The organism is Microbispora sp. NBC_01389 (assembly GCF_045040095.1).
Classification (GTDB): Bacteria; Actinomycetota; Actinomycetes; order Streptosporangiales; family Streptosporangiaceae; genus Microbispora.
The window spans coordinates 1,087,572-1,112,190 of record NZ_CP109552.1 but is presented as its reverse complement, the minus strand read 5'-3'; the positions used below and the strand labels follow the sequence as shown (position 1 = coordinate 1,112,190).

Here is a 24,619-nt window from a genome sequence, read left to right as displayed (position 1 = left end):
GCCGCACCGCACCGTATCCAGTCGGAGGGACACCCGAGATGTCTGCGAACAACGCCCCCGTGACGCTCAGGGACTACCGCGAGCTCGCCCGGAGACTGGTCGATCCCCCGGTCTGGGACTTCTGGGAAGGCGGCGCGGGCGAGGAGAGCACGCTCGCCGCCAACACCGAGGCGTTCGACCGGCTGCGCCTGAACCCGTCGGTGCTGCGCGGCGTGCACCGGCCGGAGACCACGGTCAAGATCCTCGGCGAGACGTGGGACGCGCCGGTCGCGATCGCCCCGCTGGCCCTGCAGACGATGGCGCACCCCCTGGGCGAGGTGGCCACCGTGCGCGGCACGGCGGCGGCGGCCCGGGTGCCGGTGATCGTCAGCATGATGGCCGGGCGCACGGTCGAGGACGTGGCCGCCGAGGCGGACGTCCCGCTCTGGCTTCAGGTGTACTGCCTGCGTGACCGGGAGCTCACCCGCCGCGTCGTCGAGCGCGCCGAGCGGGCGGGGTTCGGGACGCTCGTCCTCACCGTCGACGCGCCCCACCTCGGACGGCGCCTCCGCGACGAGCGGAACGGGTTCCGGGTGCCCGCGTCCGTCTTCCCCGCCAACCTCTACGCCGCCGACCCGGGCCGGGACGGCTTCACCTCGCCCGCCGGGCACGCCGGCGCGGAGTTCGACCCCGGCCTGGACTGGTCGGTGGTGGCCTGGCTGCGCTCGGTCAGCCGGCTGCCGATCCTGCTGAAGGGCATCCTGACGGCCGCCGACGCCGAACGCGCGATCGGGGCCGGAGCCGACGGCATCGTGGTCTCCAACCACGGCGGACGCCAGCTCGACGGCGTCCCGGCCGGCGTCGAGGTGCTGCCCGAGATCACCGCGGCCGTGGCCGGGCGGGTGCCCGTGCTGCTCGACGGCGGCGTCCGCCGGGGCCGCGACGTGCTGGCCGCCCTCGCGCTCGGCGCCGACGCGGTGCTGCTCGGCCGTCCCGTGCTGCACGGCCTCGCGGTCGCCCGGGAGGAGGGCGTGGCCCGCGTGCTCACGATCCTCCTGGAGGAACTGCGCGACGCCATGACGCTGACCGGGACCGGCACGGTCGCCGGGGCGGGGCCCGAGCTGGTGCGGCCCGGCGCCGCCCGCCCGAGCCCGGAACCCACGGAGATCGCGGCGCCGCCGGGCACCGCGCCACTGCCGGGAACTGTGCCGATGGAAACGGCGCCGGCGGGAACCGTGCCCCCGGCGGGAAGCGGGCTGTGGCGGGGCGATCTGCACTCCAGCGTCTCCGACCCCGTCATGGACACGATGAACTTCCTGAACGAGGTGACGAGCCGCTATCCCGAGGCGATCTCGTTCGCTCCCGGCCGGCCGTACGCGGGGTTCTTCGAGACCGAGCAGATCTTCTCCCAGATCCGTGCGTACCTGGACCATCTCGCCGCGCAGGGCGCGACGCCGGAGCAGGTCAGGGACGCCGTCTTCCAGTACGGCCCCTCGGCCGGCCGCATCCGCGAGATCATCGCGCGGTCGCTCCGGGCCGACGAGGGCATCGACGTCCCGCCCGAGTCGATCGTGGTCACCGTCGGCTGCCAGGAGGCGATGTTCCTGGCGCTGCGGGCGCTCATCTCCGGCCCGGACGACGTGCTGATCGTCTCCAGCCCGTGCTACGTGGGCATCACCGGGGCGGCGCTGCTGCTGGACGTCGAGCTGACCGCGGTCGAGGAGCGCGAGGACGGGCTGTCCTGCGCCGACCTGGAGGCCGCGGTCCTGGCCGAGCGGGCCCGGGGCCGCCGCCCCCGGGCGGTGTACGTGGTGCCCGACCACTCCAACCCCTCCGGCACGACGATGCCGCTCGCGGCCCGGCACGAGCTCATCGACCTCGCCGCCCGGCACGACCTGCTGATCCTGGAGGACAGCCCCTACCGGCTGGTCAGCCCGGGCGCCCGGGTGCCGGCGTTGAAGGCGCTCGACCGCGGGCGCCGGGTCGTCCATCTCGGGTCGTATTCCAAGTCGGTGTTCCCGGGCGCGCGGGTCGGCTTCGCGGTCGCCGACCAGGAGGTCGTGGACTCGGGCGGCCGCACGGTGCTGCTCGCCGACGAGCTCGCCAAGATCAAGAGCATGGTGACCGTCAACACCTCGCCGCTCAGCCAGGCCGCCGTGGCCGGGGCGCTGCTCGCCGCCGACGGGCGGGTCTCCGAGCTCAACCGCGAGACCGCCGAATACTACGGGGACGCCATGCGGCACACACTCGCCTGCCTGGAACGCCGCTTCGCCGGGGTGCCGGGAGTGCGCTGGAACTCTCCCACCGGCGGCTTCTTCCTGGCCCTGCACGTCCCCTTCCGCGCGGGCAACGCGGCGCTGGCCCGCTCCGCGCAGGACTTCGGGGTCATCTGGACGCCGATGTCGTACTTCTATCCGCAGGGCGGGGGCGAGCACACCATCCGGCTGTCCACCAGCTATCTCACCCACGAGGAGATCGAGGAGGGCGTCGCCCGGCTGGCGGAGTTCATCGCGGCGGAGAGGCACGCGGATGAGCGTCGTTGACAACGGGGTCGCCGCCCGCCCGGCTCCCGGCCAGGCGGCCGACCCCCGCGACCCGCTGGCCCGGCTCGCCACGCTCCTCGACGAGGGCCCGCTGCGGCCGATCGCTCCGCCGGACCAGTCGGGCGTGTGCGCCGTACGCGGCCGGATCGAGGGCGTGCCGGTGGTCGCGTTCTGCAGCGACGCCCGCGTGCAGGGCGGCGCGATGGGCGGCCAGGGCTGCGAGCACATCGTGCGCGCCTACGACCTCGCCGCCCGCGAGCGGCTGCCCGTGATCGGCGTCTGGCACTCCGGCGGCGCCCGGCTGGCCGAGGGCGTCGAGTCGCTGCACGCGGTGGGCCGCGTCTTCGAGGTGATGACCCGGAACTCGGGCGTCGTCCCGCAGATCTCCGTCGTCGTCGGCGCGGCGGCCGGAGGCGCGGCGTACGGGCCGGCGCTGACCGACCTGGTGATCCTCGCCGACACCGGGCGGATCTTCGTCACCGGTCCCGACGTGGTCCGCAGCGTCACCGGCGAGGAGATCGACACAGCCGCCCTGGGCGGCCCGGAGCCGCACGGCAGGCGCAGCGGCGTCGTCCACGTGGTGACGGAGTCCGAGGCCGAGGCGATGACTCGGGCCCGTCAGCTCGCGGTCCTGCTCGGGCACCAGGGACGGATGCGCGCCGTGGAGGAGACGGCGTTTCCGGTGGCCCTGCCCGACAATCCGCGCCGCGCCTACGACGTTCACCCGCTGATCCGGGCTGTCCTCGACGAGGGGACCGAGGTCGAGTTGCACCGCAGATGGGCGCCCAACATCGTCACCACCCTCGGCCGTCTGGGCGGCCGCACGATCGGGGTCGTCGCCAACAACCCGCTCAAACTCGGCGGCTGCCTCGACGCCGCCTCCGCCGAGAAGGCCGCCCGCTTCGTCCGGATGTGTGATGCCTTCGGGGTGCCGCTGCTGGTGCTGGTGGACGTCCCCGGCTACCTGCCCGGCGTCGGCCAGGAGCACAACGGGGTGGTCAGGCGGGGCGCCAAGCTGCTGCACGCCTTCGCCGAGGCGTCCGTGCCGAGGGTGACCCTGCTCACCGGCAAGGCGTACGGCGGCGCCTATATCGCCATGAACTCCCGCGCATTGGGCGCCACCCGGGTGCTCGCCTGGCCCAGGGCGGTCATCGCGGTGATGGGCCCGGTCGCGGCCGTGCGGATCCTCAGGCGGCGCGACCTCGCCGCGGTCTCCGAGGAGGAACGCCCGGAACTGGAGCGGCGCCTGGCCGAGGAGCACGAGAAGGAGGTCGGCGGCCTCGGCCGCGCCGTGGAGCTCGGCGTGGTCGACGAGGTCATCGACCCGGCCACGACCCGGACCGCCATCGTCGGAGCCCTGGCCCGGGCCACCCCCGCCCGTGGCGCGCACGGCAACATCCCGCTCTGACCCCGCCACCGACACCCGCCACCGACACCCGCCACCGACCTCGGCAACCACGGCAACCCTCAGGAGACCGCAATGTCCGGAACAGTCGTGGTGACGGCCGCGGAGGCGGCGGGCCCCGACCCGGTGCTCGCCTTCCTCCTCCAGGTCGTCGTCCTGCTGACGTCGGCCATGGTGCTCGGGCGCGTCGCCGTCCGGCTGGGCCTGCCCGCCATCGTCGGCGAGCTGTGCGTCGGTGTGCTGCTCGGCCCTTCGGTGCTGGGCCATGCCGCGCCCGCGCTGTCGCACTGGCTCCTGCCACAGGGCGCCGACAAGACGGGTCTCTTCGGCGGGCTCGCCCAGACCGGCGTGCTGCTGCTGATCGGCCTGACCGGCGTCGGCATCGACGGCGCGCTCTTCCGCCGCAAGGGCCGCGCGGCGCTGCGCGTCGGGATCCTGGCGCTGGTCGTGCCGCTTTCGCTGGGTGTGCTCGCCGGCTGGCTGATGCCGGAGCGGCAACTGCCCACGGGCGCCGACCGCCCCACGGCGGCGCTGTTCCTCGGCGTGGCGATAGGCATCAGCGCGTTGCCCGTCACCGCGAAGATCCTCATGGACATGAAGCTGTTCCACCGCAACGTGGGGCAGCTCACGCTCATGGCGGCGGCCCTGGACGACGTCGCCGGGTGGGTGCTGCTGTCGTTCGCGTCCGTCATGGTGACGGCCGGGCTGGGCGGCGGCGACGCCGTGGCACTCCTGTATCCCTGCGCCTTCGCCGCGCTGGCCTGGCTGGCGGGCCGTCCGCTGACCCGGCTGGCCGTACGCCTGGCGATGCGGTCCGCCGAGGCGGGGCCGGTGATCGTCGTCACGATCGCCGTCACCCTGTGCTGCGCGGCGGCCGCGCACGTGCTCGGCATGGACGCCGTCTTCGGCGCGTTCGTCGGCGGGCTGCTGGTCGGCTCAGAGGACGTGGCGGCCCGGCTCGCGCCGCTGCGCACCGTCACGCTCGCCGTCCTGGCCCCGCTGTTCTTCGCCACCGCCGGGCTCCACGTGGACCTGCTGGTCCTGGCCGATCCCGGGATCGTCGTGCTCGGGCTCGTGCTGCTCGTGATCGCCGTCCTGGGCAAGTTCGCCGGAGCGTACGCCGGTGCCAGGCTGGTGGGGCTGACCTCCTGGGAGGGGGTCGCCGTCGGAGCGGGCCTGAACGCCCGCGGGGTGGTGGAGATCGTGGTGGCGGGCGTCGGGCTGCGGCTCGGCGTGCTGAACGACGAACTCTACACGATCATCGTGCTCATCGCGATCATCACCTCGATCATGGCGCCGCCGATCCTGCGCGCCGCGATGTCGCGGATCGAGCAGACGGCCGAGGAACGCCTGCGGGCCCTGCACGCCGACCCCGCACCCCTCGAACACTGAGCCCCGACCACTGAGCCCCGACCACTGAGCCCCGACCACTGAGCCCCGACCACTGAGCCCCGACCACTGAGCCCCGACCACTGAGCCCCGACCACCGAGCCCCGACCACCGAGCCCCGACCACCGAGCCCCGACCGCGCACCCCTCGAACACTGGGCCCCGGCCACTGGGCCCCGAACAATGAGGCGGGCCCGGACGGCCTCCGCACCGGCCGTCCGGTCCGCCGGCCCGGAGTGTGGCTACGCACCGTTCCACACGGGCTTGCGTTTCTCGCTGAAAGCCGCGGGGCCCTCGATCGCGTCGCGGCTGCGCATCCGCCGGGCCTCCCACGGGTACGCCGCGCCGAAGGCCGCCTCCAGCGGCAGATGGAGCGAGCTGTGCACCGCCTCCTTGATCGCGCGCAACGACAGCGGCGCGCAGCTCAGCAGGTCGTCGAGCCACCCGGCGACGCACACGTCCAGATCCCCGGCCGGGACGACGTCGTTGACGAGCCCGTGCCGCAAAGCCAGATCGGCCGTCATCCGGCGGCCGGTGAGCAGGTAGCCCATGGCCGTCTTGAGCGGAAGCTGCCGTGCCAGCCGGAACGCCCCGCCCGCGCCGGGCACCAGTCCCAGCCGCGCCTCGGGCAGACCGAACACCGACCGGTCGGAGGCGATGATGAGATCGCAGGCCAGGGCGAGCTCGAAGCCGCCGCCCAGGGCGTACCCGTCGACCCGCGCGATCACCGGGGTGGTCATGTCGAAGCGCTCGGTGAGCCGCGGCCAGCCCGGCTGGCCGCGGCTGCCGAACGTCGTCGCCGGCGCGCCCAGCCGGTTGAGCCGCGCGCGCTCGCGCAGGTCCTGCCCCACGGAGAACGCCCGCTCGCCGGCGCCGGTCAGCACGGCCACCCGTACGGAGTCGTCGGCCTCCACGTCGTCCCAGATCGCGGCCAGTTCCTCGTGGGTCCTCAGGTCGAGCGCGTTCAGCACCTCGGGCCGGTCGATGGTCACCCAGGCCACGTGCTCCCGCTTCTCATACCGCACCCTGTTCCCGCCCGTCACGGCACTGTTTCCGTTCGAGGCCCTGTCCTCGCCCATCGGCGCGCCCCCTTCCCGGCTCGTCGATCAGCGCCCGGCCGTACGTCGGATCGTCCACGGGCGGCGGAACGCGCGCCGAGTGTCGGCGGCCCGGCCGGCCCGGCGCGGCCTCGTCACGAAGGCTGTCTGACATGGGAAAATGCGGGCGGCCGCGCGGATCTCAGTGAAACCGGCGGCCGCCGGGAAGTCAACGCGACGATCTCCCGTCGTCTGGACAGCGCTGTCTTTGCCCCCTCAGTCGCCCTCTCAGCCGCACTTTCAGTCGCGCGGCGCGCCGAACCACCTGGGCAGCCGGTCGAGCAGGCCCGCCTGGTCCTCGCCGGCCCATGCGACGTGACCGTCCGGCCGCAGCAGCACGGCGGGCACCTCCAGCTCCTCGCTGACGTCGACGACATGGTCGACCCGATCCGCCCAGCCGGCGACCGAGAGCCGGCCGGTCTGGTCGAGCAGCAGCCCGCGGCCGCCGCGCGTGAGCTCGTAGAGGCGTCCTCGCTTCAGCGTCACGTCCCGCATCCGCCGGCCGAGCAGGTCGTGCCCCTCGCCGAAGTCGTAGCGGATCCCGATCGCGGCGATCTTCTCGGCCAGGCGCCGTCTCACGTCCTCGAAGTCCATCAGCTCCGACACCAGGCGGCGCACCGCCTGGGCGCCCGGCTCGGTGGACATCAGCTCCATCTGCGCGCGGGCGTTGTCCAGCACCGCGGCGGCCACCGGGCGCCGTTCGGTCTCGTAGCTGTCCAGCAGCCCCTCCGGGGCCCAGCCGCCGATCTCGGCGGCCAGCTTCCAGCCGAGGTTGAACGCGTCCTGGATGCCGAGGTTGAGACCCTGCCCGCCGACCGGCGGATGGATGTGCGCCGCGTCGCCGGCCAGCAGCACCCGGCCGGCCCGGTAGCGGTCGGCCAGCCGGGTGGCGTCGCCGAAGCGGGAGAGCCGGCGGGGGGAGTGCACGCCGAAGTCGGTGCCGGCGACGGCCCGCAGCTGCTGCCTGAAGTCCTCCAGGGTCGGCGGGACCGAGCGGTCCTCGGTCACCCCCGCCGCGGGCACGACCACGCGGTACACCCCCTCGTCGAAGGGCGCGAGCCCGAACCGCTTCTGGGTCGCGCGGACCTCCGCCACCACGGCGGCCACCGTCTCCGGCGGCACCCCCACCTCCATCTCGCCGAGCAACGTCTCGACCCTGGTGGGCTCGCCGGGGAAGCCGACGCCCAGCAGCCTGCGCACCGTGCTGCGGCCGCCGTCGCAGCCGACGAGGTAACGCGCGCGCAGCCGCGTGCCGTCGGCCAGCTCGGCGGTCACGCCGTGCTCGTCCTGGCTCAGCCCGGCCAGCCCGCGGCCGCGCCGGATCTCGGCGCCCACCTCGGCGGCGTGTTCGCCCAGCAGGCGGTCGGTGATGGTCTGCCGGACGCCGAGGACGTACGGGTGCGCGGTGTCCAGCCGTTCGGGCGAGGGCTTCTCGATGGCGGCGAAGAACCCGCCGACCGGATGCTTACGTCCGTACGGGAGGAACCGCTCCAGCAGGCCGCGCTGGTCAAGCACCTCGATGCTGCGCACGTGCAGGCCCAGCGCGCGGACGAACCCGGTCGGCTCCGTCTCCTTCTCCAGCACGACCACCCGCACGCCGTGCAGCCGCAGCTCGGCGGCCAGCATCAGGCCGGTCGGCCCACCACCGGCGATGATCACGTCGATCATGAATCCCCCATTCGACAAGGTCCCGATCCCTGTTCGGACGGTGATTCTGCGGTACGACCGGGGTCTTGCCGCAAGCCCCCCGGTGCGCTATAGCTTGATAGTGGCGGGGGAGATCAGTAACCCGATCCGCGCCCCCGCACCAGCACACGGGTGAGTCACCCCATGCCTCCGGCCCAGGCACCGGCGAGCGCGTTGCCGGCGATGCCGCGGATCAGATGTGTCCCCAAGATCGTGGGCCGACGTCAACGGGCAGGCGGCGGCCGTGCTGCGCCGCGACGGTGAGGTGTTCACGGTGCTCACCGTCAACGCCTCCGACGAGGGCATCGACCAGGTGCTGTGGATGATGAACCCCGCCAAGATCGCCGCGCTGTCGGCCCCGGACGCCGGATGACAGCCTGCCGCCGGCCGCCGGGCCGGGTCGGGTCGGGCGGGCTGGAGCCACGTCGTGATCCGCTCGTACGGCGCGTAGAGGTCGGTCAGGGCCCTGCCGTGGCGGGCGATGCTCGTCTGACCGGCAGCCAGGACGTGAGAAGTGTCACCAAGGAGCCGGCCGTCGGCTCGCCGAAGACGCAGAGGGTCTACTCCCATGGGTGACCGAAAATGCCGGTGGTCATGTCCTCTTGCAGGAAGGCGGAGTAGGAAGAGGTCACGGGGTGACCGTAACCGGTGGACGCCCGGCGCGCCTCCGACCGGTGGACGGGCACGGCCCGCGTGGCGCATACAGGTTTTGCGGAACAGGGGCGCGAGAACCGGGGTGTGGCGTGTAGTGTCGGAACCAGAGGTTGTGTCGAAGTACCAGTATGCGTTGAAGCGCTTGCTGAGTAGTGACAGCGGGCGTTGCCGTACGGAGCCGAGGCTTTCCCGAGGCGGTCGGTCGCAGCAGCCCGAGGGATCACACCCGTGGCCTCTCGAGATCGTCTCATGAAGGAGAAAGCAGTATGGCCCAGGGAACCGTCAAGTGGTTCAACGCCGAGAAGGGCTTCGGCTTCATCGCCCCCGACGACGGCACTCCGGACGTCTTCGTCCACTACTCGGCCATCGACAGCCGCGGCTACCGCTCGCTGGAGGAGAACCAGCGGGTCGAGTACACCGCCGGCCAGGGGGCCAAGGGCCCGCAGGCCGAGCAGGTTCGGCCGCTCTAAGCAGCGTTTCACACCGCCGATGCCGGGCCCACTGATGTGAGGCCCGCCGTCCGACGGCTTCAGGCCCCGGCTCCTCGCGGAGTTCCGGGGCCTTCGTCATTCGCGGAGGAGCCGTCTCGGAGCCGGTGAAGCGGCACCGTGAGGGCAAGCCCTCACTGCGGCGGTCCCGTACGATTCGCTGGTGATCGGGAAGGCGGGACGAGACCGGGCCGGTCGCCGGGTGTGGCCGTGGATGGCCCTGGCGGTGGTCGTCTCAGCGGTGCCGGCCGTGCTGATGGCCCTGACCACGCGCGGCGGCGTCGGCTACCTGCCGCTCGTCTCTTTCGCCGGGCATTTCGTCGGGGTCGACGCACGCCACCTGCTCGCGCTCGATCTCCTCGTGGCGGGTGTCCTGCCGCTGCTCGCCCTGTCAGCGTCTGGCCTCTCGTGGCTGTGGTGGCGCACAGGGATGGCCGGCGCCTCACTCCTCGGCGTCATTGCGGTGGTCAACCTGGTGGTGTTCGTGGACGAACGTCCAGGGCCGTTCACACCGGCGGACGTGAGCGCGGGCAGCCAACCGGACTACGTCAGCGGCCCCACTCCATGGGCACCACCGCTGCTCGCCGCCATCGCCTGCGCTGCCGGTGCCGTCGCCATGTCCGTCGGCTCCCGGCGCGTGCGAGCGAACCGACAGTGATGGTGAAGTACGGTTGAGTCAACTGTGGTTCGCTCAAGTGTGCGCAAGCCTCAGCATGTGTTCGACCGGGAGCGAGAGTGGGCGGGCCTGGTCTCGTTCGCTTCTGATGCGAGCCCGGGAGCCCGGCTCGGCGTGGTGAGCGGCCGCCGCCGCCAGGGGAAGAGCTACCTTCTGCAGGCCCTGGCGATCACGTTCTATCAGGCGATCATGGTCAGGGAGTGGGCGCGGCTGGAGCGCGGGGACGCGGCGACGGTGTGGCGGGGCAGCGGGGCGCGCTTCCTGTCGCAGGTCGTCGGCCCCCACGTCGAGGTGCTCTGCCGCGAGTACGCCCTGGACGCCGATGGCGCAGCCGGTGAGGTGGGGAGCGGAGTCGTGCCGGATCCCGCCAACCGCACGCGGATCGAGGTCGATGTCGCCGTGCTGGCGCCCGTGGATCATGGACGCCCGCGACGTGTTCTGTCGCTGGGCGAGGTCAAGTGGGACCGGGTCATGGGGGCCGAGCATGTGGCCCGGCTCCGTCGTGCGCGCGATCTGCTCACCGCCAAGGGGTACGACACGCGCGACACGGTGCTCACATGTTATTCGGGCGCCGGATTCACGGCGGAACTCGGCGCCGGACCAGGGGGCGACGTGCGCCTGGTCACCCTTGACGACCTCTACGCCTGACCAAGCCTTGGTCTTCGGGGCAGACCTCCACCGGCGTGGCGCGCGTGTGAAAGTTTCATCACGAGGTTGTCGCGCGTCCTGTGCGGGCCGGGGCGGTAACGCCAGTTAGATGCGCTCCAGAAGGCCGAAGCGCCGCCGGAAGGTGCGACCGGCCTCTTGACGCCACCCGGTGTGTCCTAGTTGGCTCCGCCATTACCACCGACTTTGACGCCTGTGGACGCGACCTCTCGTGCCATAGAAAATGTTAGCGCTAACAAAGCTCTCCCGTACGACCCAGGCCTCCGCCTCGACCCACCCTCAGGAGTAGACCATGCATTCACCCCCCATCCGTTCGGCTGCCGGCCGGTGGCGTTCCCATGTCACCGTGGCGGCGCGTGTGTCCGCCGCGCTGGTGACGGTGCTGGCCGCGGCGCTGGTATCGGCGGCGCCCGCGTCGGCGGCGGCGGCTCCGCTGGTGGGCGCCGGGTCAGGCCGATGCCTCGACGTGGCGGGTAACACCGACGCGGTGGGCACGGGTCTGCAGATCTGGGACTGCAACGGCCAGGCCAACCAGGCGTTCGATTTCAACTCGGCGGGTGAGCTGCGGACGTTCAACGGCACGCGGTGCGTGGACGCCTACGGTCAGGGCACCGCGAACGGCACCAAGGTGGTCATCTATACCTGTAACGGCCAGGCCAACCAGAAGTGGCGCCTGAACGCCGACGGGTCGGTCACGGGCGTGCAGTCGGGTCTGTGCCTGGACGTGAGCAACTACGGCACGGCCAACGGGTCCGCCGTCTACCTGTGGACCTGCCACGGCGGGACCAACCAGAAGTGGAGCACCTCCGGAGGCGGCCCGAGCCAGTCTCCGTCGCCGACCCCGACGGTGACGCCGACCGGCGGCACGTGCAACCTGCCGTCGTCCTACCGCTGGACCTCGACGGGCTCGCTGGCGAATCCGAAGTCGGGCTGGGCCTCGCTCAAGGACTTCACCAACGTCGTCTACAACGGCAAGCACCTCGTCTACGCGACGACCCACGACAACGGGTCGAGCTGGGGTTCCATGAACTTCGGCCTGTTCACGAACTGGTCGGACATGGCCTCGGCCAGTCAGAACGGGATGAACTTCTCCGCTGTCGCGCCGACGCTGTTCTACTTCGCGCCGAAGAACATCTGGGTGCTCACCTACCAGTGGGGCGGGACCGCCTTCTCCTACCGCACCTCCAGCGACCCCAGCAACCCCAACGGCTGGTCGTCGCAGCAGACCCTGTCCACCGCGAGCATCTCCGGCTCCGGCACCGGCCCGATCGACCAGACGATCATCGGTGACGGCCAGAACATGTACCTGTTCTTCGCCGGGGACAACGGCAAGATCTACCGGTCGAGCATGCCCATCGGGAACTTCCCGGGCAACTTCGGCTCGAACTACACCCAGATCATGAGCGACTCGACCAACAACCTGTTCGAGGGCGTCGAGGTCTACAAGCTGCAGAACCAGAACAAGTACCTCATGCTCGTCGAGGCGATCGGTTCGCAGGGCCGCTACTTCCGCTCGTTCACGGCCGACAGCCTGAGCGGTTCGTGGACGCCGAACGCCGCCAGCGAGAGCAACCCGTTCGCCGGCAAGGCCAACAGCGGCGCCACCTGGACCAACGACATCAGCCACGGTGACCTGGTCCGCAGCAACCCCGACCAGACCAAGACCGTCGACCCCTGCAACCTGCAGCTGCTCTACCAGGGCCGCAGCCCCAGCTCCGGCGGCGACTACGGTCTCCTGCCCTACCGCCCGGGCGTCCTGACCCTGCAGCGCTAGGCATGACACAGGTAAGGCATGACACAGGTCCCGCCCGTACGTCCTGACGGCTGAACGCCAGGACCGGGTGGACCTGAACGGGCGGGTTCGGCACAACGCCGGGCCCGCCCCAGCCATGTCAGGCCCCGAATCATCCGCTGCCCGAGCGAGCGGCGTCAGCAGAGCGCGAGGGCCGTGTGGATCAGGTGGAGGTGGGTGAAGGCCTGCGGGAAGTTGCCCAGATGGCGCCCCTGGACGGGGTCGTACTCCTCGGGGAGCAGGCCGACGTCGTTGCTGAGAGTCAGTAGCCGCGCGAACAGGTCTCTGGCCTCGTCCTTGCGGCCGATGAGGTCGAGCGCCTCGGCCAGCCAGAAGCTGCAGGCGAGGAAGGCGCCCTCGGCTCCGGGCAGGCCGTCGACGTCGTTGCTCTCGGAGATCGGATAGCGCAGCACGAAGCAGTCGGTCATCAGCTCGCGTTGGATCGCGTCGATCGTGCCGATGACCCGGGGGTCCTCGGGAGGCAGAAAGCCGACGATCGGGATGAGAAGCAGCGCCGCGTCGAGTTCGCGAGAGCCGTACGACTGGGTGAACGTGCCGCGTTCACGGTCGAAGCCCCTGTCGCAGACCTCGGCGTGGATCCGGGCCCGCATGGCCCGCCAGCGCCGGAGGGGACCGGTGTGGCCGAGCTCCTCGATCGCGCGTACCTGACGGTCGACCGCCACCCACGCCATGACCTTGGAGTGGACGAAGTGCCGCCGCGGGCCGCGCACCTCCCACAGGCCCTCGTCGGGCTGGGTCCAGCTGCGCTCCAGGAAGTCCATCAGCCGGCTGACGATGGTCCAGGCGTAGTCGTGGGGCGGCATCCCCAGCTTGCGGGCCCGGTAGAGGCAGTTGAGCACCTCGCCGTAGACGTCGAGCTGAAGCTGGCCGGCCGCGCCGTTGCCGATCCGCACCGGCCGGGAGCCCTCGAACCCGGGAAGCCAGTCGAGCGTCTGCTCGGGCAGGCGCCTTTCGCCTGCCACGCCGTACATGATCTGGAGGTCCTCCGGGCGGCCCGCGACGGCGCGGAGCAGCCAGTCGAGCCAGGCGCCCGCCTCGGCGACGTATCCGGACTCGGTCAGGGCGTCGAGTGTCATCGCGGCGTCGCGCAGCCAGCAGTATCGGTAGTCCCAGTTGCGCACCCCGCCGAGATGCTCGGGCAGTGAAGTGGTGGGAGCCGCCACGACGCCGCCGGTCGGGCTGTAGGTGAGCGCCTTGAGCGTGATGAGGGAGCGGATCACGGTGGCGCGGCAGCGGCCCGGGAGCCAGCAGCGGGAGGCCCACCCCGTCCAGAACCGGCTGGTCTCGGTGAACTGCTCGCCGGGATCGATGATGCCGGGTTCCGGCTGGTGCGAGGGGTGCCACGTGAACACGAACGACCGGCGTTGCCCCGCGCCGACCGTGAAGACGCCGGTGTGCCGGCCGCCGCTGCCCCTGAGGTTGACGGCAGTGTCGATCCAGACCGAGTCGGGCCCGCCGATGGCGTGGAGGCGGCCGCCCAGGCGGCGGTCCCAGGGGACGACGCTGCCGTAGTCGAACCGGATGCTGATCTCCGTGGTCATGTCCACCGTCCCGGACATGCCCTCCACGATCCGGACCAGGGCGGGGTTGGCGTGCCGGGGAGGCATGAAGTCGATGACCTTGACGGTCCCCGTGGAGGTCTCCCAGATCGTCTCGAGGATCAGCGTGTCGTCGATGTACGCGCGCCGCGTGGCCATCTCGTGCCCGGCGGGGGCGAGCCGCCAGAACCCGTTGGACTCGTCACCGAGGAGCTTGGCGAAGCATGCGGGGGAGTCGAACCGGGGAAGGCAGAGCCAGTCGATCGATCCGTCTCGACCGACGAGGGCGGCAGACTGCGTGTCCCCGATGAGGGCGTAGTCCTCGATCCGCATGTGGACCACGCTACTCGCGGGGCGGCGCGTTGTCCGGGCGTGTCCCCATGTGAGGGCCCGGGCCACCGGACGCCATGGATTCGTGAACAGTACTGGTCCGCGGCCTGGTTGCGTGCCGGTCCCAGTGCGACGTCAACTGGTGAATGGGTGCAGCCAGTCGGGGAGCACTGCCATGACCAAGGACGTCACGTATCGCAGGATCTACGAGGAGTCCTCTCCCGAGGACGGCAGGCGGGTGCTCGTCGACCGCGTCTGGCCACGGGGGATGCGCAGGGCGGACGCGCATCTCGACGAGTGGCTGCGGGACGTCGCCCCCTCCACCGAACTGCGCCGCTGGTACGGCCACGAGCCCGGCCGGTTCGCCGAGTTCCGCCGGCGCTACCGCACCGAACTGCGCGAGCCCGCGCGGCGGCAGGCCGTGGACCATCTGCGGGACATCGCCGGCCACGACAGGCTGACGCTGCTGACCGCCACCCGCGACGTCGAGCACAGCCAGGCCGCCGTCCTCGCCGAGTGGCTGACCAGCGCCGGGAAATCTGAGGCTTGATTCCTTCGGTGGAAGCTCTGATGTGGGTGTGCTTGTGGGGGCGCGGTCGGTATGGCTGGGCATTGTGCGGTGCCGTCACCGGGGGTCACAGCCAGCCCGCGTCCTCGGCGATGCGGACGGCATCGATCTTGTTGCGGGCGCCGGTCTTGGTGATCGCGCCGGTGAGATAGTTGCGTACGGTGCCCACCGACAGGTGCAGCCGGGCGGCGATCTCCTCGGCGGAGGCACCTCGGGCGGCTTCGCGCAGGACCGTGGCCTCGCGTGGGGTGAGAGGGCTCTCCCCGTACTCCATCGCCGAGGCCACCAGCTCCGCGTCCAGCACCCGCAGCCCGGCCGCCGTACGCCTGATCGCGTCGGCCAGGCGGTCGCCGGGGGCGTCCTTGACCAGGAACGCCTCGATGCCCGCCGACAGGGCCCGCCGTACCTGACCCGGCCGGCCCAGCGCGGTCAGCACCAGGACGCGGCAGGAGGGGAGCACCTCCCGCAGCCGCGCGGCGGCGGTGATGCCGTCCAGCACGGGCAGGTCGATGTCGACGATCGCGACGTCCGGCCGCACCCGCAGCGCGGCGGGGACGATCTCGTCCCCGCGCGTCACCTCGGCCACCACATCCAGGTCGGGCTCCAGGCGCAGCAGGGCGGTGAGCGCGGCCCGGATCATGTGCATGTCCTCGGCGAGGAGGACGCGGATCACGTCGGCACCTCCATCGTCAGCCGGAATCCGCCCTCGGACGTGGCCCCGGCCTCGACCGTGCCGCCAATCTGCGCGGCCCGCTCCACCAGCCCGACCAGCCCGCCGCCGGAAGGCCCGGCGGTCCGCGCGTCATCAGGGGAGAGGCCGTTGTTGACGATCTCCAGGTGGATGCGTCCCGCGCGGTTCGAGGTGGTGATCGAACAGGTGGTGGCGCGGCTGTGGCGCAGGATGTTCGTGACGCCCTCGCGTACGGCCCAGGCGAGCGCCTCGTCCTGCTCGCGGGACGGGGTGATCTCGGCGAGGTTGACCTGGCAGCCGATCCCGGATGATTCCAGCAGGGCCGCGGCCCGGTGCACCTCGTCGGTGAGCGTCATCCGCCGGTAGCCGCGAGCCACCTGACGCACCTCCTGCGCGGCCTCCCTCGCCACCTGGACCAGCGCGCCGACCTCGGTCCTCGCGGCCGGCAGATCGCGGTCCATGAGCCGGGCGGCCAGGTCGCCTTTCAGCACGATCGAGGTGAGGCTGTGGCCCAGCCCGTCGTGCAGGTCGCGGGAGATCCGCAACCGCTCCTTCAGCACCGCCGCCTCCGCCAGGTCGGCCCGCGCCTGCTCCAGCTCGGCGGTGACCCGGACCAGCCGTACGACGACGTAGATCATGGCGCCGGTGATGACGATGGTGAGGGCGTAGAAGTACGAGCTGGTCACGTTGTGGAAGATGCTCTGAAGCCACCAGAACTGCGCCGCCGCCATCGTCGTCACCAGGACGCCGCCCCAGCGCAGCGGAAGCAGCAGGAGCACCGGCCCGGCCAGCAGCGGCGCGGTCCCGGCCGACCAGCCGGTGAACCCGAGGACCTCCGGCAGGTAGGTGGCGACCACCTGCACCGCCAGCGTCGCGGGCAGCCATCGGGATCGGGTGCCCGCGAACGCCTGCCGTACGTGCAGGAAGTGCGGCAGGTAGAACGCGGTCAGCACCGCGAGCAGCCGGGCGTTGATCGACCCGGGGGCGGTCGCGAGGGAGGCCACGAGAGGGATGATCGTGTAGCCGACGGAGACCAGGACGATCAGCGCGATTCCGAGCCGCCGCGCGGAGGTGGAGTTCATGGTCGGCCCATTATGACTTCCTGGTGTCCCAGCGGAACCACCTCCTGATCGAGAGCAGCGCGACCCCCGCCCACACCGCCAGAACCAGAGCCGGTACGGCCGCCGCCGCCAGGTCGGAGCCGAGCGTACCCGGCCGGTAGGAGGCGCGGACCGCGTCCACCACCGCGCTGGTGGGCAGGGCGGCGAAGAGCGGGTGCAGCCAGGAGGGCAGCAGGTCCACGATCGGGCCCATCGCCCCGGACGCGAGGCCGGCCAGGAAGAAGAACGGCAGCGTCATGGGCGCCGCGAGCTCCCCGCGCGGGATCGCGGCCGTCCACGCCACCCCCAGCGTCGCCATCACCGCCGCACCCGCGACCGCGAACACCACGAACAGCACCGGATTACGCGGCAGCGGCACGTCGGCCAGGAGGTGTACGGCCACGGCTGACACGATCATGAGGATGACCGTCTGCGTGACGGTGCTCGCGACCTCGCCGAGGAGGATCTGCCGGTCGGTGAGCCGGGTGGCGCGCAGCCGTTTGAGCAGGAGCTGGTCGCGGCGCATGGTCAGGGCGACGGTGATGTTCAGGAACGCGGCCCCCGACAGGATGAGCGCGAGCGTCCCCACGAACATCTGCGCCGCGGCCGTGACGCCGCCGGCCGTGACGTTGCGCATCAGCGTCGGCATCCCGATCGCGAGGCCCAGCGGGGTGATCACGGAGGCGGGCAGCATGCCCTTGTCGCGCCAGAACAGCCGGGCGCTCAGCTTGTAGGTGGCCGTGAGGCTCATCGGCGTGGGTCCCATCGGAAGAGGAAGCGGACGGCGACCAGGGCGAGGAGGGCCCAGACGGTCAGGTTCAGGACGGGCCCGGTCAGCGTCGCGGGCTCGCCGCCCCTGTAGGCGAGCCCGGCGATCTCGACCATCGCCCCGGTCGGCAGCAGGTCGAGTGCCCACCGGACCCAGCCGGGGAGGAGGCCGGTGACGAACGGTCCGTACGCTCCGGCCCCGAGCGCGCCGGCCAGCATGAACGGGATCGTGGCGGGGGCGTTCAGGTCGGGGCGGCGGGTCACGATGGAGAAGACGACGCCGATCAGCGCCAGCACCCCGGCCACCGCGACGACGCACGCCGCGAACAGCAGCGGAAGCTCGGGTGGCGGCAGGTAGGTGAAGGTGTAGAGGATCATGGAGACGAGGGCCGACAGGAGAGCGGCCTGCGTCACGATGTTGACCAGCTCGCCGCCGACGATGGCCCGCCCCCGCAGGCCCGAGGCGCGTAGCCGCTTGAGAACCAGCAGCTCCCGCCTGGCCGACAGCGTCACGGCCGTCTGGGTGGTCGCGACGATGGTCAGGAGCGTGGCGAGCAGGCCGAGATGCATGCCGAGCACCACCTCCGCGTCGCGGTTTTTGAGCGCGGCGGCGATCAGCAACGGCAGGCCCGCGCCCAGGCAGACGCCGAGCACCGCGACGCCGCCGACCGCCCGCCCGTCGCGCCAGAACAGCCGCCCGCCCAGCCGCGCCACGGCCAGCACCTCACGCACGGACGTCACCACTCCGGGCCGGGCGGTCGCCTCGGTCGGTTGTGCCGTTCTGGGCCATTTCGCCGTTTTGGGCCAGTTCCAGGAACAGGTCTTCCAGTGAGGCCGTGCGGACCTCCAGGCCGCGCAGGCGCAGGCCGCGTTCGCTCGCCCAGCCCAGCAGCGTCTGGGCGGCCAGGTCGGGATCGGCGGCCTGGACGATGGCCAGCTTGCCCCGTACGGTCGCGGGCAGCGGCAGCTCCCCGGGCTGGACCACGGACGGCAGCTCGAACGAGACCCGCCCCACCCGCGCGGCCAGCGTCTCGGCCATGTCGCCGCCGACGACGATCTGACCCCGGTCCATGATGGCCAGGTTCGTCGCCAGTTGCTGGGCCTCCTCCAGATAGTGGGTGGTCAGCAGCACGGTCGTGCCCCGGGCGGCGAGGTCGCGGACGACCTCCCAGATGTTGCGGCGGGCCTCGGGGTCCATGCCGGTCGTCGGCTCGTCCAGGAACAGCACGTCGGGCCGGCCCAGCAGGGCCAGCGCCAGGTCCAGGCGGCGTTTCTCGCCGCCGGACAACTGCCGCACCTTCGTCTTCGCCTTCGCCGTCAGGCCCGCCAACTCCAGCGCCTCGCTCGCGGGGCGCGCCGCGGGGGTAAAGTCACGCCAGATCTCGACCGTCTGCCCGGCCGTCAGGTCGGGGAAGAATCCGGCCTCCTGCAGCATGATGCCGGCGTTGCCGCGCACCTGGGCGCGGTCCCTGATCGGGTCGAGGCCCAGCACTCTGACCGAACCGGCGTCCGGCTTCTGGAACCCGGTGAGCAGCTCGATCGTCGTGGTCTTGCCCGCGCCGTTGCGGCCGAGCAAGGCGAAGACCGTGCCCGCCTCGACCTCGAACGAGATGTCGTTGACCGCCTGGAAACTGCCATAGCTCTTGCTGAGGTGGTTCACCTGAATCGCTGCCACGCCTCGATCCTTGGCCAGGGGCGGCGGCGGAAACAGTGAGCAATTCACAACTTCGCGCCCATGCCGAGTGCGCCGTTCGGAAGGCCGCCGTCGTCATTCCCGGTTGTCCGAGCGGTGCCATTCCCCGATGATCCGTACGTCGGGTGAGGCGCGCGGAAGGGCAACGATGAAGGCATTCCTGGTTTTCCTGTGCGTCGCCGCGGTGAGCGCGTTCGCCGCGGTCCTCCTGTTGTTGCGAAGCTCGGAGGACAGTGGCCGGGAGCCCGTCGCCTCAGACTCCAGCGTCACGGCGGCGGCCTCACCCGTGACTCGGAAGAGCGTGCTGCTTACTGCCGAGGGCGCTGTCATCGAGGAGTTCTCCGGCGACTGCGCGGGCAGCGCGTACCCCTACCTCTGCCGGTACGTCAGCGAGCGGCTTCTCGCCGAGGACCCGCGGCTGCTCACCCACGACGGCCTGACGATCCGTACGACGATCGACCAGCGGCTCCAGCGGGCGGCCCAGCAGGCCGTCGACGCGTACGTCGATCGCGACGACCCACAGCTCGCCACGCAGGTGATGATCGTGCCGGGCGAAGGCGCCATCAGGGCCATGGCCGCCAGCCATGACGCCGGCGACAGGCCTGCCTTCCAGCAGGGCACGACTTCGATGCCCTACACCCTTGCCACGGCGCTCGCCGCCGGCATGCGGTACGGCGACGGCTTCGCCGTCTCGGACGAGTACCAGGCCCAGGGTTCCACGATGTTCAGGAACTGCGCGGGCCAGGACGCCGCCGAACCGACTGTCGTCATCCACAATCGGGAGAAGGGCGGGAAACGGTTCGTCACCCTGCGGTCGGGCACGCGCGGCGCGGTGAACACCTTCTACATGCGCTTGCAGGAGAAGGTCGGCCTGTGCGAGACCGTCAGGATGGCCGAGGGGCTCGGGCTCAGGAGCGCCGACGGAAAACCGCTCCGGGAGATAGAGACGTTCACGCTGGGTCCCACCGAGGCCGATCCTGTCTCGGTGGCCAACTCCTACGCCAGCCTCGCCGCCCGTGGCCGCTTCTGCGAGCCTATGGTGATCACGGAGATTGGTGACGGCTCGGGCACCACGCGCTCCTTCCCGCCGCGCTGCCGACAGGTCCTGGACCCGGCGGTCGCCGACGCGGTCACCGGGGTGCTGTCGGATGTCCTGGCGAAGAGCACGCTCAAGGGCATCGGCCGCGAGGCGGCGGGCATGCCCGGCGAGGGCGACGCGCACCGCTCCGCCTGGTACGCCGGTTACACCCCTGATCTGGCCGCGGCCGTCAGCCTCGGCGACCCTCGCGGCGCTTACCGGTACCCCCTGGTCGACGTCACCATGGGCGGCCACCGCTATCGACAGGTGGGCGGTACGTCGGTTCCTGGCCTGATCTGGAAGCAGGCGATGACCGAGGCGACGCGGGGGACCCGGGAGACCCGCTTCACCCGCCCGGACATCGGGCGCTTCGGCGGCTGCCACGACGCCTGCCCGAACTGACCGCCACCCGGGGCATGCTGCGGAACAGCGACAAAGCGGGAGAACTTCGTATTGCCCAGGCATCCGCGGTCACGGGTGAGTGGCACGTGATCGCCGCCTACGACGTAGTGGAAAGCTGAAACACAACTCCAGAGACGAAGAGTGACAGCACGGATACGATCCGACCGTGACCAGCTACGTCCGCACCATTCGTCAGGCCATACGCGAGAATCCGGACCCGACCTGGATGGATCTGCCGCTGGCAGGAGAACGCCTTTCGGAGATCGTTCTGTTCGGTCATGGGAAGGACGCGGATGTGATGGTCGAACTGCTCGATGGTCGGCGGTTCGTCCTGGGGCTCGGCGGCATGCTGCGAGTCCGCGGGTCCTCTGACATACGATCGGAGGTGATCCGGTGGGATGACCGTTCTCTCATCATCAGGTACCGCGGAGAGAACCTGAAGGTCTCCGCCTTCCGGATCGAAATCCCGAGTTGGAACGACGACCTGGAGACGTTCCAGGCCATGGTCCGCGAGTGGCTGACCAAAGGCGATACTGAGGACCTCACCTGGTGCCTGTCAATGGAGATCGAGGTCACAGCGTGAGAAGGGCCGCGAGGAACCCGATCAATCCTTACCGCTGAGCGCCAGCTGGGCACCCACACCGATCATGGGTGCCCGAGACCCCGCCCATGATCTGCAGGCGCTGCGCCGTCTTTCCCAGCCAGGTCCGCGCGCTCCCCGCGAACAGCCCCCAGGAGACGTCGGAGATCAGGGCCACGCCGACGCGAGGTCATGCTCCAGCAATGGGGAAAGCGTCGCCACGTATAAGTGAACCGCGTGGCCGGAGTCAGGGGCACGTCCCGGGGGCGGACGATTCTCCGGCCACGCGGCGGCCTATGCGCCGCTTTGCTCTGAGGCGGCGATTCGGTGTGCAAGGTCGTGAGCAGACGAAGCCGAAATGAGAAGCGGCTTGGGCATCCGGGGCATGGCCCACCACTGACGTGTCTGGTCGCCGAACCAGCAGACCCAGGTGTCGAACTGGGTGCCCAGCTCAACGAGGGCGCGGGCTGGCTCGGCCTCTGGCGACGTCTGGGCGACGGACTGTTCCTCTGGCCAGCGGAACTCGGCCCACACGGTGCGGCCTCGCGCAGCCCCGTCGACACCCATCTGCTCGCTCAGGGCCGCCACGATCACAAGTCCACGGCCGCCTTCGAGGAGGTTCTCGTCCTGGGCGGCCCGGATGGCCGGCTGGGTCGGGGCTCCTGCGTCCACGACGGCGATGCGTAGTGCGTTGGTGCTGCGCTGCACGTGGACAACGAAGGTGCCGCCGTTTCCGGAGCGGGTGTGCATGATGGCGTTCGAGGCCAGCTCGGCCACGCAGGTGATGACGGCGTCGCGGTCCGGGCAGCCGGTCAGCAGGCCGCCGACATACCGGCGTACCTCCTGGAGTTGGCGCGCCTCGCCGCGAAAGGCGCGCTGGCACCAGCCAGGGGTCATTGCTGTCTCCTCGGAATGAAGGGCCAACCGCACTCCCGCTCGGTTGCCGAGGCCCAAGGAAATCTCATGTCCAGGGCTCTGGCCAGGCATTTCACGCCTGATGCGCGTTCGGAAAGTTCGCCATGTTCATCGGTGAACATGACAGTGATGGGGCGATTGCAGCCGGTTATCCTGCTGGCCCCGTTGTCCTCCTCCTGACGAAGGGAAGGACGAAATGATCGGACTCGCGCGCCTGTACGCAGAGGCCGGCTTCGGCAAGCACGAAAGTTTCGCCGCGGCGGTCAACTCCCATCCGCTCGCCCGCGAATCCGGGGTGAGCGTGAGCCGGGTGAGCATCGGGCGCTACCTGTCCGGGACGACCGTGCCGGACCTGGCGGTGGGCCGCGTCATCGTGGCCGTGCTCGCCGCTCGCCTCGGTCAGCCGCTCACGCTGAACGACGTGTGGCCGGTGGCCTTCGCCCCGGCGGTCTCCGATCTCGCTCTGCGGTACGAGCGATCCCTGCCCGTCACCGTCGAATGCGTCGCCCAGCTGCTGGCATGCGAGGTGGACCATGCACGCGCCCGGGCCTTGGCCGCGTTGGACTTCGCCCCTCCCGCTGTTTCCGAGGCCATCACCGGCTGGCGGTACGGTCTGGTCGACTCGGTAACCGGCAGGCAGACGGAAAGCCGGGATGTGACGCACCGCCAGGTCGCCCAGATCCGAGAGACGTGCGTATGGTTCTCCGGGCTCGACCACGCCCGAGGCGGCGGACTGGTACGCAGCGCGGTGACGACCTACCTGCACGATCACGTTGCTCCTCTGCTGCGCGGTAGCTACACCGATGCCGTGGGCCGCAGCCTGTTCGCTGTAGCGGCCGAGATGCTGCAACTGGCCGGATGGATGGCCTACGACCTCGAACGGCACGGCCTGGCCCAGCGCTACTACATCCAGGCATTGCGCCTGGCAAAGGCGTCCGGCGTGGAGTCGCGCGGCTTCGACGCGTTCGTGCTGGTACGGCTCAGCCAGCAGGCGCTCAACCGCGACCACGCCGATGAAGCCCTCTACCTCGCTCGTGCCGCCCACGACGACATCGCCCTGTCCGCCACGACGCCGGCCGTACGCGCACTCGCCTACGCCGCAGAGGCTCGCGCGTGCGCTCGGCTGTACGAGAAAGGTGACACCCACGCTGCCACGGCCTGCCGCCAGGCCCTCCTCGCCGCCGAACGTGTACTCGACGCCGGCGATCCCGGCGGTGAGCCTGCCTGGATCGGCTACTTCGACCCGCCCGAACTCGCGGCGGAGGTAGCGCACTCGCTCGTGGTGATCGGCGACACCACCGCCGCGCTGCCCCACCTCGACGCAGCACTCACTGGCAAGAGCAGCGACCGCGCTCGCGACAGGCTGTTCTGCCAGCTCAACCTGGCTACAGCCCATCTCAGGACGGGCGACCTCGACGCCGCCTTGGCCGTCGCAGAGCAGGCTCTGCCCACTGCTGGAACCATCGCCTCCGCCCGGGTCCGAAGCCGGTTTCGGAGCTTCCGCCGATCGCTACCGGCCAAGGAGCCTCGCGTTGTCGCGTTCAATGAACGCGTGCATGATGAATTGGCCGGAGTTGCGTAGAGCTCCGGGGATCAGACGACAAGGTGCCGTCTGGTGAGCCGGGCAACACGGGGAGCGCCAACTCGCACGATGAGTACGCAGCCGGTCGACGCCCCCTACAGGACAGCCCTGGTGAACGCCTGTCGACAGGTCGGGCTCGATTGTGATGGTGCTCGGCTGCTGCGCGTTCACGCCAATGCGATCTACCACTTGCCCCGGGAGAACGCCGTTGCCCGCGTTCGCAACGCCTCGGCACTGGAACGCATGCGCATCGCCGTTCAGACCGCCGCCTGGCTCGCCGAGCAGGGCTTTCCCACGCTTAGGCCGCTCGACGTGACCCAGCCCGTGGTCGTCGGCGCCCACTTGGTGACCTTCTGGGAGTACCTGCCGCCCCTCGACGGACGGTCGGCCGACATCACCCACCTCGCCGGCCTGCTGCGCGTGCTGCACCGTCATCCGCTGCCTCCATTGCCGCTTCCCTCTATTCGCCCGGTGGGGAGCACCGCAGCCGAGGCGAGGGCGTCCACCGTCCTGTCGGAGAGCGAGCGGGACTGGCTGGTCGGGCGTTGCGTGGAGTTGGAGGAGGGTTTCGCTCGGCTCGCGGCTACGCTGCCGTGGGGAATCGTGCACGGCGACGCCCACACCAACAACCTGCTCCCTCATCACGAAGGCGGCTGGGTGCTCATCGACTGGGACTCCGTCGGCGTCGGCCCGCCCGCATACGACTTCATGCCCATCTACCTGCGCCCCCGCCGCTTCGGCTATCCGCATTCCTTATGGCACGACTTCTGTACGGCCTACGGAACCGACCCAGTGGAGGACGGCGACCTGAACCTGCTGGCACAGATCCGTGAGGTTCGCAGCCTCAGCGCCTTCATCCGCGGCGCCGAACACAACCCCGCCGCCCGCGCTGAACTCTTCAACCGGCTGTCCTCCCTCATGACAGGAGACAGCACGCGCAGGTGGCACGCCCTCTGAACCGGTGAGGGCCGCCGCAGCC

The 24,619-nt window shown here is 70.8% G+C and carries 22 protein-coding genes; 13 read left to right on the top strand and 9 right to left on the bottom strand.

Going from position 1 to position 24,619, the window contains the following annotated elements:
• The first annotated feature begins 38 nt into the window (after nucleotides 1-38).
• The 3 genes from OG344_RS05045 (at nucleotide 39) to OG344_RS05035 (ending at nucleotide 5,319) form a co-directional block, all read left to right on the top strand.
• The gene (locus OG344_RS05045) at nucleotides 39-2,522 is read left to right on the top strand and encodes an aminotransferase class I/II-fold pyridoxal phosphate-dependent enzyme (RefSeq protein ID WP_405087183.1); all 2,484 of its coding nucleotides are present in this window, start codon (nucleotides 39-41) and stop codon (nucleotides 2,520-2,522) included.
• Nucleotides 2,509-3,930 (top strand): acyl-CoA carboxylase subunit beta, encoded by a 1,422-nt coding sequence (locus tag OG344_RS05040; RefSeq protein ID WP_405087182.1) that lies wholly within the window; start codon nucleotides 2,509-2,511, stop codon nucleotides 3,928-3,930. Before OG344_RS05045 ends, OG344_RS05040 begins: the two co-directional genes overlap by 14 nt.
• A gap of 72 nt (nucleotides 3,931-4,002) precedes the next feature.
• A complete protein-coding gene (locus OG344_RS05035) occupies nucleotides 4,003-5,319 on the top strand; it encodes a cation:proton antiporter (RefSeq protein ID WP_405087181.1) in 1,317 nt (438 codons plus the stop codon).
• A gap of 238 nt (nucleotides 5,320-5,557) precedes the next feature.
• Here the strand turns inward: OG344_RS05035 and dpgD are convergent, their stop codons facing one another.
• A complete protein-coding gene (dpgD, locus tag OG344_RS05030) occupies nucleotides 5,558-6,394 on the bottom strand; it encodes an enoyl-CoA-hydratase DpgD (RefSeq protein WP_405087180.1) in 837 nt (278 codons plus the stop codon).
• Between the two features lie 258 nt (nucleotides 6,395-6,652).
• Nucleotides 6,653-8,080, bottom strand: coding sequence for a rifampin monooxygenase (gene rox / locus OG344_RS05025; protein ID WP_405087179.1), 1,428 nt, complete (start codon nucleotides 8,078-8,080; stop codon nucleotides 6,653-6,655).
• 217 nt (nucleotides 8,081-8,297) lie between these two features.
• Here rox and OG344_RS05020 point away from each other — a divergent pair, with 217 nt between their 5' ends.
• The 5 genes from OG344_RS05020 (at nucleotide 8,298) to OG344_RS05000 (ending at nucleotide 12,356) form a co-directional block, all read left to right on the top strand.
• Nucleotides 8,298-8,471: a hypothetical protein gene (locus tag OG344_RS05020; protein ID WP_405087178.1), complete on the top strand. Its 174-nt coding sequence runs from the start codon at nucleotides 8,298-8,300 to the stop codon at nucleotides 8,469-8,471.
• A gap of 547 nt (nucleotides 8,472-9,018) precedes the next feature.
• The gene (locus tag OG344_RS05015; protein ID WP_111701102.1) at nucleotides 9,019-9,222 is read left to right on the top strand and encodes a cold-shock protein; all 204 of its coding nucleotides are present in this window, start codon (nucleotides 9,019-9,021) and stop codon (nucleotides 9,220-9,222) included.
• A 181-nt stretch (nucleotides 9,223-9,403) separates the two neighbouring features.
• On the top strand, nucleotides 9,404-9,898 hold the full coding sequence (locus OG344_RS05010) for a hypothetical protein (RefSeq protein ID WP_405087177.1): 495 nt from the start codon (nucleotides 9,404-9,406) through the stop codon (nucleotides 9,896-9,898).
• Between the two features lie 39 nt (nucleotides 9,899-9,937).
• Nucleotides 9,938-10,564, top strand: coding sequence for a hypothetical protein (locus OG344_RS05005; RefSeq protein WP_405087176.1), 627 nt, complete (start codon nucleotides 9,938-9,940; stop codon nucleotides 10,562-10,564).
• A gap of 364 nt (nucleotides 10,565-10,928) precedes the next feature.
• Nucleotides 10,929-12,356 (top strand): non-reducing end alpha-L-arabinofuranosidase family hydrolase, encoded by a 1,428-nt coding sequence (locus tag OG344_RS05000; RefSeq protein ID WP_405087175.1) that lies wholly within the window; start codon nucleotides 10,929-10,931, stop codon nucleotides 12,354-12,356.
• Nucleotides 12,357-12,511: 155 nt separating this feature from the next.
• Here OG344_RS05000 and OG344_RS04995 read toward each other — a convergent pair whose 3' ends face one another.
• A complete protein-coding gene (locus OG344_RS04995; RefSeq protein ID WP_405087174.1) occupies nucleotides 12,512-14,266 on the bottom strand; it encodes a glycoside hydrolase family 15 protein in 1,755 nt (584 codons plus the stop codon).
• 172 nt (nucleotides 14,267-14,438) lie between these two features.
• Here OG344_RS04995 and OG344_RS04990 point away from each other — a divergent pair, with 172 nt between their 5' ends.
• Nucleotides 14,439-14,813, top strand: coding sequence for a DUF488 domain-containing protein (locus OG344_RS04990; protein WP_405087173.1), 375 nt, complete (start codon nucleotides 14,439-14,441; stop codon nucleotides 14,811-14,813).
• An 85-nt stretch (nucleotides 14,814-14,898) separates the two neighbouring features.
• Here the strand turns inward: OG344_RS04990 and OG344_RS04985 are convergent, their stop codons facing one another.
• Genes OG344_RS04985 through OG344_RS04965 form a run of 5 tightly spaced genes read right to left on the bottom strand, consistent with a single transcriptional unit; the run spans nucleotide 14,899 to nucleotide 19,065 of the window.
• The gene (locus OG344_RS04985; RefSeq protein WP_405087172.1) at nucleotides 14,899-15,504 is read right to left on the bottom strand and encodes a DNA-binding response regulator; all 606 of its coding nucleotides are present in this window, start codon (nucleotides 15,502-15,504) and stop codon (nucleotides 14,899-14,901) included.
• Nucleotides 15,501-16,604 carry a sensor histidine kinase gene (locus OG344_RS04980; RefSeq protein ID WP_405087171.1) on the bottom strand — a complete coding sequence of 368 codons (1,104 nt, stop codon included), beginning with the start codon at nucleotides 16,602-16,604 and terminating at the stop codon, nucleotides 15,501-15,503. Before OG344_RS04980 ends, OG344_RS04985 begins: the two co-directional genes overlap by 4 nt.
• 10 nt (nucleotides 16,605-16,614) lie before the next feature.
• Entirely contained in the window at nucleotides 16,615-17,373 is a 759-nt protein-coding gene (locus tag OG344_RS04975) for an ABC transporter permease (RefSeq protein ID WP_405087170.1), read from the bottom strand.
• Nucleotides 17,370-18,122: an ABC transporter permease gene (locus OG344_RS04970; protein WP_405087169.1), complete on the bottom strand. Its 753-nt coding sequence runs from the start codon at nucleotides 18,120-18,122 to the stop codon at nucleotides 17,370-17,372. Before OG344_RS04970 ends, OG344_RS04975 begins: the two co-directional genes overlap by 4 nt.
• Nucleotides 18,115-19,065: an ABC transporter ATP-binding protein gene (locus OG344_RS04965; protein WP_405087168.1), complete on the bottom strand. Its 951-nt coding sequence runs from the start codon at nucleotides 19,063-19,065 to the stop codon at nucleotides 18,115-18,117. Before OG344_RS04965 ends, OG344_RS04970 begins: the two co-directional genes overlap by 8 nt.
• A 166-nt stretch (nucleotides 19,066-19,231) precedes the next feature.
• Between OG344_RS04965 and OG344_RS04960 the strand changes: the two genes are divergently transcribed.
• Together OG344_RS04960 and OG344_RS04955 are read left to right on the top strand one after the other, a co-directional pair.
• Nucleotides 19,232-20,563 (top strand): hypothetical protein, encoded by a 1,332-nt coding sequence (locus OG344_RS04960; RefSeq protein ID WP_405087167.1) that lies wholly within the window; start codon nucleotides 19,232-19,234, stop codon nucleotides 20,561-20,563.
• Between the two features lie 166 nt (nucleotides 20,564-20,729).
• Nucleotides 20,730-21,146 carry a hypothetical protein gene (locus OG344_RS04955; RefSeq protein ID WP_405087166.1) on the top strand — a complete coding sequence of 139 codons (417 nt, stop codon included), beginning with the start codon at nucleotides 20,730-20,732 and terminating at the stop codon, nucleotides 21,144-21,146.
• 291 nt (nucleotides 21,147-21,437) lie between these two features.
• On the opposite strand, the gene OG344_RS04950 is transcribed toward OG344_RS04955, so the two are convergent.
• Entirely contained in the window at nucleotides 21,438-22,040 is a 603-nt protein-coding gene (locus tag OG344_RS04950) for an ATP-binding protein (RefSeq protein ID WP_405087165.1), read from the bottom strand.
• Nucleotides 22,041-22,254: 214 nt separating this feature from the next.
• On the opposite strand from OG344_RS04950, the gene OG344_RS04945 reads away from it, so the two are divergent.
• The gene (locus OG344_RS04945) at nucleotides 22,255-23,640 is read left to right on the top strand and encodes a hypothetical protein (protein WP_405087164.1); all 1,386 of its coding nucleotides are present in this window, start codon (nucleotides 22,255-22,257) and stop codon (nucleotides 23,638-23,640) included.
• A gap of 69 nt (nucleotides 23,641-23,709) precedes the next feature.
• A complete protein-coding gene (locus tag OG344_RS04940) occupies nucleotides 23,710-24,597 on the top strand; it encodes a phosphotransferase (protein WP_405087163.1) in 888 nt (295 codons plus the stop codon).
• The last annotated feature ends 22 nt before the right edge of the window (nucleotides 24,598-24,619 follow it).

What these genes read in the sequence shown, in the direction of transcription:
- OG344_RS05045 (WP_405087183.1), top strand. Translation starts at nt 39, where the DNA reads ATGTCTGCGAACAACGCCCCCGTGACGCTCAGGGACTACCGCGAGCTC.
- OG344_RS05040 (WP_405087182.1), top strand. Translation starts at nt 2,509, where the DNA reads ATGAGCGTCGTTGACAACGGGGTCGCCGCCCGCCCGGCTCCCGGCCAG.
- OG344_RS05035 (WP_405087181.1), top strand. Translation starts at nt 4,003, where the DNA reads ATGTCCGGAACAGTCGTGGTGACGGCCGCGGAGGCGGCGGGCCCCGAC.
- dpgD (WP_405087180.1), bottom strand. Translation starts at nt 6,394, where the DNA reads ATGGGCGAGGACAGGGCCTCGAACGGAAACAGTGCCGTGACGGGCGGG.
- rox (WP_405087179.1), bottom strand. Translation starts at nt 8,080, where the DNA reads ATGATCGACGTGATCATCGCCGGTGGTGGGCCGACCGGCCTGATGCTG.
- OG344_RS05015 (WP_111701102.1), top strand. Translation starts at nt 9,019, where the DNA reads ATGGCCCAGGGAACCGTCAAGTGGTTCAACGCCGAGAAGGGCTTCGGC.
- OG344_RS04995 (WP_405087174.1), bottom strand. Translation starts at nt 14,266, where the DNA reads ATGCGGATCGAGGACTACGCCCTCATCGGGGACACGCAGTCTGCCGCC.
- OG344_RS04990 (WP_405087173.1), top strand. Translation starts at nt 14,439, where the DNA reads ATGACCAAGGACGTCACGTATCGCAGGATCTACGAGGAGTCCTCTCCC.
- OG344_RS04980 (WP_405087171.1), bottom strand. Translation starts at nt 16,604, where the DNA reads ATGAACTCCACCTCCGCGCGGCGGCTCGGAATCGCGCTGATCGTCCTG.
- OG344_RS04975 (WP_405087170.1), bottom strand. Translation starts at nt 17,373, where the DNA reads ATGAGCCTCACGGCCACCTACAAGCTGAGCGCCCGGCTGTTCTGGCGC.
- OG344_RS04960 (WP_405087167.1), top strand. Translation starts at nt 19,232, where the DNA reads ATGAAGGCATTCCTGGTTTTCCTGTGCGTCGCCGCGGTGAGCGCGTTC.
- OG344_RS04950 (WP_405087165.1), bottom strand. Translation starts at nt 22,040, where the DNA reads ATGACCCCTGGCTGGTGCCAGCGCGCCTTTCGCGGCGAGGCGCGCCAA.
- OG344_RS04945 (WP_405087164.1), top strand. Translation starts at nt 22,255, where the DNA reads ATGATCGGACTCGCGCGCCTGTACGCAGAGGCCGGCTTCGGCAAGCAC.
- OG344_RS04940 (WP_405087163.1), top strand. Translation starts at nt 23,710, where the DNA reads ATGAGTACGCAGCCGGTCGACGCCCCCTACAGGACAGCCCTGGTGAAC.